Below are 8,330 nucleotides of genomic sequence, written 5' to 3'. Positions count from 1 at the left end.
GGCCAAGTTCGACCGTTATGCCGGCCTGTTGAAGCAGAACGTTGTTTCCAAACAGGATTATGACGATGCCGCCGCCACGCTGGCGCAGGCGCAAGCCGATGTCGCCTCGGCCAAGGCCAGTGCCGAGACGGCGCGCATCAGCCTCGACCGGACCTCCATCACGGCACCGATCGCCGGGCGCATCGACAAGTCCACGCTGACGCCGGGCGCGCTGGTGACCGCGAACCAGGACACGGTGCTGACCACCATCCGTGCCCTCGATCCGATCAATGTCGACGTCACGCAGTCGAGCACCAACCTGCTCAATCTGCGCCAGGCGATCTCGGAAGGGCGGCTGAAGTTCAGCGGGCCCAATGTCAGCGTGAAGCTGAAGCTCGAGAACGGCACCATCTACACGCAGACCGGCAAGCTGGAATTCGCCGGCGCCAATGTCGACCAGACCACCGGCACCTTTGCGCTCAGGGCCGAGTTCCCCAATCCCGACCGCCTGCTTCTGCCCGGCATGTATGTGCGGGCACTGGTCGAGGAGGGCGTTGCCCAGAACAGTTTCCTGGTGCCGCAGCGTGCCGTCAGCCGCAACACCAAGGGCGAGGCCACCGCCATGGTCATCAATGCGCAGGGCAAGGTCGAGACGCGCGTGCTCGCCGTGCGCAACAGCGTCGGCAACAACTGGCTGGTGGATTCGGGTGTCGGCGACGGCGACCGCGTCATCGTCGAGGGCATGCAACTGGTGCGCCCCGGCGGCGATGCGACGGGTGTCGAAGTGACGATCGACGAGACGACCGGCGAGGTCAAGGACCGCGGGCAGAGCACGTCCGCCGCACCGGCCGCGTCCAATGCGGCGAAACCGGCGCCTGCCGCCGCGACCGGGAACTGAGCGATGTCACTATTCTTCATCAACCGGCCGATCTTCGCCTGGGTGATCGCCATCGTGATCATGCTGGGCGGCCTCCTGGCGCTCACCTCGCTGCCGATCTCGCAATATCCGCAGATTGCGCCGACGACAGTCAACATCAGCGCCACCTATCCGGGCGCCGACGCGCAGACGGTCGAGAACTCGGTGACCAAGGTCATCGAGCAAGGCATGACCGGTATCGACAATCTCGACTACATGACGGCGACGTCGACCTCGACCGGTTCGGCCTCGATCACGCTGACCTTCACCACAGCGGCCGATCCCGATACCGCCCAGGTGCAGACGCAAAACAAGCTGCAGCTGGTGCAGTCGCAGCTGCCGCAGGTGGTGCAGAGCAACGGCATCACCGTCTCCAAATCCTCGACCGGCTTCCTGATGGTCATCGGCTTCGTCTCGACCGACGCCAAGATGAACTCGACCGATCTCGCCGACTATGTCGACGCCACCGTCAACGACACGCTGAAGCGCGTCGAAGGCGTCGGCTCGACGCAGCTGTTCGGCTCCGGCTATGCCATGCGCATCTGGCTCGATCCGGACCAGCTCGCCAAATATGCCCTGATGCCGAGCGATGTGGCGACCGCCATCGAGGCACAGAACACGCAGGTTTCGGCCGGCCAGCTCGGCGGCCTGCCGGCGCGCAAGGGCCAGCAGCTCAATGCCACGGTGACGGCCAAGAGCCGGCTGCAGACCGCCGAACAGTTCCGCAACATCATCCTGAAGAGCCAGACCGATGGCTCTCTGGTCCGCCTCAACGATGTCGCCACCGTCGAGCTCGGCGCCGAAAGCTATACGACGCAGGCCAATTACAATGGCAAGCCGGCGGCCGGCGTCGCCGTCAATTTGGCGACCGGCGCCAACGCCATCAACACCGCCGAAGCGGTGCGTTCGACGATCGCCCGGCTGAGCTCGACCTTCCCGCAAGGGGTCGAGGTCGTCTATCCCTACGACACCTCGCCTTTCGTGCGGCTGTCGATCGAGGAGGTGGTCAAGACGCTGGCCGAAGCAATCGTGCTGGTGTTCCTGGTGATGTTCATCTTCCTGCAGAATTTGCGCGCCACCATCATCCCGACGATCGCCGTGCCGGTGGTGCTGCTCGGCACGTTCGGCGTGCTGTCGCTGTTCGGCTATTCCGTCAACACACTGACCATGTTCGCCATGGTGCTGGCCATCGGCCTCTTGGTCGACGACGCCATCGTCGTCGTCGAGAATGTCGAACGCGTGATGCAGGAGGAAGGCCTGTCGCCGAAGGAGGCGACGCGCAAGTCGATGCACGAAATCACCGGCGCGCTGATCGGCATCGCCACGGTGCTTTCGGCCGTGTTCGTGCCGATGGCTTTCTTCGGCGGCTCGACCGGCATCATCTACCGGCAATTCTCGGTGACCATCGTCTCGGCGATGGTGCTGTCCGTGCTGGTCGCCCTTGTGCTGACGCCCGCACTTTGCGCCACCATCCTGCGGCCGCCCAAGGACCATGCGACGCAGACCGGCCCGTTCGGCTGGTTCAACCGTGTCTTCGATCGCGGCACGCTTGCCTACCGCGACGGCTCGCACGGCATCATCAACCGATCCTGGCGCTTCCTCGTCGTGTTCCTGGCCATCGTCGTTGCCGTGGGCTGGATGTTTGCCCGGCTGCCGAGCTCGTTCCTGCCGGAAGAGGACCAGGGCATCCTGATCACCAGCGTGCAGCTGCCCGTCGGCGCGACGCAGGATCGCACGGAGCGCGTGCTGGCAGAAGTGACCGACCATTATCTCAACCAGGAGAAGGACGCCGTCGACGGGGTGTTCACCGCCTCCGGCTTCGGCTTCGGCGGCGCAGGGCAGAATGTCGGCATCGCTTTCGTGCGGCTGAAGGATTTCGACCTGCGCAAATCGCCGGCTTCCGCCGCGCAGGCCATCGCCGGCCGTGCGATGGGCGCGTTTTCGAAGATCAGGGACGCGCAGGTCTTCGCGCTCGCGCCTCCCGCCATCCAGGGCTTCGGCAACACCAACGGCTTCGACTTCTACCTGCAGGACGTCAACGGCGCCGGCCATGACGCGCTGATCCAGACGCGCAACCAGCTTCTGGCCCTGGCCGGGCAGAGCAAGGTGCTCGCCAACACAAGGCCCAACGGCCAGGAAGACCAGCCGCAATTCTCGGTCGACATCGACCAGGAGAAGGCCAGCGCGCTTGGCGTCAGCCTGGCCGACATCAACAACACGCTTTCGACCGCCTGGGGCAGCGATTACGTCAACGACTTCATCGATCGCGGGCGGGTGAAACCGGTCTATCTGCAGTCGGACCCGAACTTCCGCATGCAGCCGGAAGATTTGGACAAATGGCAGGTCCGCAACGCCAGCGGCGACATGGTGCCGTTCTCGGCCTTTGCCTCCAGCCACTGGACATTCGGCTCGCCCAGGCTGGAGCGCTACAATGGGTCGGCGGCGGTCGAGATCCAGGGCGCGGCGGCCACGGGCGTCAGCTCGGGTGCCGCCATGGACGAGATCGACAAGCTCGTCGCGCAACTGCCCGCCGGCTATTCGCACGAGTGGACCGGGCTGTCGCACCAGGAGAAGCTTTCCGGCAACCAGGCGCTGTCGCTCTATGCGATCTCGGCGCTGGTCGTGTTCCTGTGCCTGGCCGCACTTTATGAGAGCTGGTCGATCCCGTTCGCGGTCATGCTGTCGGTGCCGATCGGCATCTTCGGCGCGCTGCTGGCGGCCAGCCTGTTCGGCCAGTCCAACGACGTTTATTTCAAGGTCGGCCTTTTGACCACGATCGGTCTCGCCGCCAAGAACGCCATCCTCATCGTCGAGTTCGCCATCGAGCGGCAGGCCGCCGGGATGGGGCTGGTCGAGGCGACGCTGGAGGCGGCGCGACAACGGCTGCGGCCGATCCTGATGACGTCGCTGGCCTTTATCCTCGGTGTGTTGCCGCTGGCGATCGCCAGCGGTGCGGGCTCGGGCGCGCAGAACTCGGTCGGCATCGGCGTGATGGGGGGCATGATCGCGGCGACGGTGATCGGCGTCTTCCTGGTGCCGCTATTGTTCGTCACGGTGCGGCGCATCTTCAAGGGCAGGGCGGCCAAACCAGATACGGGCGAGACGCCGGTGACGGCCACCCAGCAATAAGGAAAACTTCACATGACAGGTTTGGAACGTGGCTCGGTGGCCGCGAGGCGGCTTCTTGCGCCTATGCTCACCGCTGTCCTGCTCGCGGGATGCGTCGTCGGTCCGGATTATCAGACACCGATACTGGCAATGCCGGCGAATTGGAGCGGCCAGAAGCCGACAAAACCTGCCCAGCCGGCACGACTGTCAAAATGGTGGCAGCGGCTACGCGATCCCGAGCTGAACACGCTTGTCGAGGAAGCGGTTGCCGGCAATCTCGATGTCGCCACCGCCAAGGCAAAAATCCGCGAGGCGCGCGCCAGCTATCGCCAGAGTGCCGGCACATTGCTGCCTTCGGCCGACGGCTCCGGCTCGGCCTCCCGCAACAAGTCGGCCGAGACCACATCAGGCTCTGACGCCACCTACAGCGAGTACCAGGCCGGCTTCGATGCAAGCTGGGAGCTCGACCTGTTCGGCGCCAACCGGAGGGGCGTAGAGGCCGCGCACTACGGGCTGAACGCCTCGCAGGAGGAACTGCGCTCGACGCTTCTCACCCTGGTCGGCGATGTCGCTTCCTATTATACCCAGGCGCGCGGCTACCAGGCCCGCATCGCGCTCGCCCGTCGTTCGGCCGCGTCGCAAAGACAGACCGCCGAACTTACCCGCACCATGGCGCAGGCGGGCACGGCGACCGCCGCCGATGTCGCCAAGGCAATGGGTCAGGCAGCGAGCACCGAAGCCGCCGTTCCGACGCTGGAGGCAAGTTATGCGCAGGCCGTGCATCGTCTCGCGGTGTTGGCCGGCCGGCCGCCTGCCTCGCTCAACGAGCGGCTGAAGCGGGTCGCGCCCATTCCTGCACCGCGCCTGCCGATGCCCACCGGAATTCCCGCCGACCTCCTGCTATCGCGGCCCGATTTGCGCATGGCGGAGCGCCAATATGCGCAATATACCGCCAAGATCGGCCAGGCCGAAGCCGCCCGCTATCCCTCGGTCAGCCTGACGGGAGACATCAGCACGGCGGCGCTGAAGCTTGGCGATCTCGGCAAGAATTCGTCGATCGGCTGGTCGTTCGGGCCGACGCTGAGTGTGCCGCTGTTCAATGCCGGCCAATTGCAGGCGGCCGTCGAGGTCGCCAAGGCGCAACGCGATCAGTATTTCATCGCTTACCGGTCTTCGGTGCTGACGGCGCTCGAGGATGTCGAGAACGCGCTGGTGCTGTTGTCGCAGGAGCGCATCCGGATCGGCAAGCTCGCCTCGTCCGCGAAGTCCTATGGCGAGGCGGCAAGTCTCGAAGGCACGCTCTACAAGGCCGGCGAGACAAGCCTCCTCGACGTGCTCGACGCCCAGCGCTCGCTCTATTCGGCCGAGGACTCGCTGCTGCAAAGCCGCGTCCTGCTGGCGACCAACTACATCGCCCTCAACAAGGCGCTCGGCGGCGGCTGGGATGGCGCGGTCGACAGCGCCAAGCCGGAGATCGTCGACGTCAAGACCGGTCCACGGCTGGCGTCGAAGCCGGCCTCCTGAGGCACTCTCAGGCAGCGGCGTCAATTCGGCAGACACGCCGCCATCGCCGATGCGGGGCGTGAAAATGCGGACTCCATGTTTGGCGATGGCGGGGTGATCGCATCGCTGTTATTGATGGTGCCCACACAGCACAGGCGCCGCAGATGACATCCGATACACAGAAGGCCGAAGCGGTCGGGCAGCTGCTCGAAACGCCGGACCTTGCCAGCGCGCTCGAAAGCGAACAGTTCAAGAAGTTCCTCGACCAGGTGCCGATCGCCATTGCCGTCTCGGACCTGGGTTCGAAGGAGCGTGTCGTCTATGCCAATCCGGAATTCGAGAAACTGTCCGGCCTCAAGGCGGCGATGCTCGCTCGCCAACACTGGGCGGCGCTTTCCGGCACCGGCCTGCACAAGCAGAAGGACCGGCCGCTGTTCGAGGCCGTGGTCGAGGACACTGATTTCATCGGCACGTTCCGGCTGGAGCGGAAGGAAGGCCAACCGACTATCGTCGACGTCTATTCCAACGTCATCGAGGACGACAATGGCAAGGCCTGCTTCCGGCTGGTGGCGCTGGTCGACGTTTCGGCCCATGGCGAAACCGAAGATGCGCGATCGATCGACGAGCGCATCCGTGAGAAGGACACGCTGCTGCGCGAACTGCAGCACCGGGTGAAGAACAATCTGCAGATGATCACCGCGCTGATCCGGATGGAGACGCGCAACGCGGCCGAACCGGACCAGAAGCGTTTCGAGAGGCTGGCGGGGCGCGTCGATGCGCTGGCGATCCTCTACCAGACGCTGTCGGGGGACGATGGCAAGGATGAGGTCGATCTTGGTGTCTATCTCAGCCAGATCGCGTCGGCGGTCATGAACTCGCATGCGGTCGAGGGCATCCGCCTCGACATGAAGGTCGACACCTATCCGGTGTCGATCAATGTCGCCATGCCGACCGGGCTGGTGGTGAACGAACTTTTGACCAATGCGCTCAAACATGCCTTCCAGGGACGTGACGGCGGCACGATCACGCTGCACAGCATCGTTGACGGCGATGGCTGCCGCATCGTGATCGCCGATGACGGCATTGGCCTGCCGGACGGCGAGAGCTGGCCCAAGCGCGGCAAACTCGGCGCGCTGATCGCCCGCTCGCTGACCGAGAATGCCAAGGCGGAGTTCGACGTGACGTCGAGCGCCGGCGAGGGCACGCGGGTGACCATCCTGTTCAAGCGCTCGGCTGCCACCGCCCCTTAGCGCGCGGGAGCCAAGCGGCATAGGTGGCCGTCTCCGCTTGGCTGATCTTCGACCTACTCATGACGGCCTTGCCTTCCCCGCTATCTCCCTTCGCGTCAATGCCCCTACTCCAGCGGCAGGGTAGGGTGAAAGCCAGGTGCATCGATGCCAGTCGCAAGCCGCGCTTTGCCGTGCTTGACAGGCTTAATTAATTTATTAACATTAGAAAATAATAGGGAGGAAGAATGGGCGCGCACCACGGAGCGATCCTGCGAATCCTGCGCGACGACGGTCCGCAGTCGCGCGCCGAACTGGCGCGGCGCACCTCGCTGTCACCCACCGCCCTGACCCATCTGACGGCCCATCTCCTGCGGGAAGGCACCGTGGTCGAGCTCAACCAGGCCACTGCCGGCGATGCACCCGTCGGCCGGCCGGCGATCGGCGTCGCGCTGGTGCCCGACGCCCTGTCCGTGGTTGGCGTGCACATTGGCGCGGGAACGATCGACGCGACCATCACCGACCTCAGGGCCGCCTCGAAAGCCATGGCCTCGCAGCATTTCGACACCGCCACCAGCGAACCCGCCGCGGTGATCGGCATGGTGGTGCGGATCGTCGAGCAATTGATCAAGAAGACCGGCGTCGACCGTTCGCGCCTGATCGGCCTGGGGCTCGGCGTGCCGGGACCGGTGGACACCAAGCGCCGCCGCAACCTGCAGTCGGTCAATTACGACTGGAAGGACGTGCCGTTCGCCGACGAGCTCGAAACGGCGCTGCGCATGCCGGTGGTGGTCGAGCACAATGTCAGCGCGATGGCGCTGGCGGAATCGCGCTACGGCATCGGGCGCGACACGACCGCGCTGCTCTACATCTATCTGCGCACCGGCCTCGGCGCCGGCCTGGTGATCAACGGCATGCCGTTCCGTCCCGGCGGCTACGGGGCCGTCGAGCTCGGCCATGTCCAGGTGGTCGAGGATGGCGAGCGTTGCGCCTGCGGCAATGTGGGCTGCCTGGAGACATTCCTGTCCGAACGCGCGCTGGCCCGCGCCGCCCATATCGACACGCCTCATCCCAGGCGCCTGCTGGCCGCGGTGGAGAAATATCCCGACGTCTGGAACGCGGCGCTCCGGCATCTGACGACGGCCATAGCGACGGCGACCAATTTGCTCAATCCCGATCTGATCGTCTTTGGCGGTCACCTGGCCGAAGCCCCGGAAAGCTTCATCGATCATATAAGGCGGGGCGTTCCGCCACGCGTCCTGCCGCCGATGCGCGACGTGCTGCGGGTCGAGCGGTCGAGCCTCGGTCCTGGTGCCGGCGCCATCGGTGCTGCTGCGGCGGCGCTCGACCATTTTTTCTATTCGGGGGTGTCGCGATGAGCGAAGCGTCGAAGACGACACGCTCCGGCGGCGGCTCGAACGAGGATCGGGGTATCGACTATCGCGGTCTCGCGCTCAATCTCTGCGGTCTCGTCGCCGGCATCGCCATCTGGTGGGTGTTGACGGCGGGCGGCGCGGTGGGCCTGCCGCCACCGCCACAGGTTGCGTCCAGGTTTATCGATCTGATCGCAAACGGGCAGCTCGCCACCGACATCATGT

The 8,330-nt window shown here is 65.2% G+C and carries 5 protein-coding genes and 1 pseudogene; all 6 read left to right on the top strand.

The window, feature by feature from the left end:
- Positions 1-877, top strand: an 877-nt coding sequence (locus EN969_RS07765) for an efflux RND transporter periplasmic adaptor subunit (RefSeq protein ID WP_127419057.1), incomplete at its 5' end; no start/stop codon positions are given.
- Positions 878-880: 3 nt separating this feature from the next.
- Positions 881-4,024, top strand: coding sequence for an efflux RND transporter permease subunit (locus EN969_RS07760; protein ID WP_063168600.1), 3,144 nt, complete (start codon positions 881-883; stop codon positions 4,022-4,024).
- 12 nt (positions 4,025-4,036) lie between these two features.
- Positions 4,037-5,527 (top strand): efflux transporter outer membrane subunit, encoded by a 1,491-nt coding sequence (locus EN969_RS07755; RefSeq protein ID WP_063168599.1) that lies wholly within the window; start codon positions 4,037-4,039, stop codon positions 5,525-5,527.
- A 143-nt stretch (positions 5,528-5,670) separates the two neighbouring features.
- Positions 5,671-6,756 (top strand): histidine kinase dimerization/phosphoacceptor domain -containing protein, encoded by a 1,086-nt coding sequence (locus EN969_RS07750; RefSeq protein ID WP_063168598.1) that lies wholly within the window; start codon positions 5,671-5,673, stop codon positions 6,754-6,756.
- Between the two features lie 224 nt (positions 6,757-6,980).
- Positions 6,981-8,111: an ROK family transcriptional regulator gene (locus tag EN969_RS07745; protein ID WP_027160785.1), complete on the top strand. Its 1,131-nt coding sequence runs from the start codon at positions 6,981-6,983 to the stop codon at positions 8,109-8,111.
- Positions 8,108-8,330, top strand: a pseudogene (locus tag EN969_RS07740) (ABC transporter permease); the annotation flags it as partial. The gene EN969_RS07745 and the pseudogene EN969_RS07740, both read left to right, overlap by 4 nt.

This window comes from Mesorhizobium sp. M7A.F.Ca.CA.003.01.2.1, from assembly GCF_003998945.1.
Taxonomy (GTDB): domain Bacteria; phylum Pseudomonadota; class Alphaproteobacteria; order Rhizobiales; family Rhizobiaceae; genus Mesorhizobium; species Mesorhizobium ciceri.
Note: the sequence above shows the minus strand (reverse complement) of the source record. Positions and strands in the feature narration are given on the sequence as shown.

Excerpts from the sequence above, each read along its gene's own strand:
- EN969_RS07750 (WP_063168598.1), top strand. The coding sequence starts at position 5,671 with ATGACATCCGATACACAGAAGGCCGAAGCGGTCGGGCAGCTGCTCGAA.
- EN969_RS07755 (WP_063168599.1), top strand. The coding sequence starts at position 4,037 with ATGACAGGTTTGGAACGTGGCTCGGTGGCCGCGAGGCGGCTTCTTGCG.
- EN969_RS07760 (WP_063168600.1), top strand. The coding sequence starts at position 881 with ATGTCACTATTCTTCATCAACCGGCCGATCTTCGCCTGGGTGATCGCC.
- EN969_RS07745 (WP_027160785.1), top strand. The coding sequence starts at position 6,981 with ATGGGCGCGCACCACGGAGCGATCCTGCGAATCCTGCGCGACGACGGT.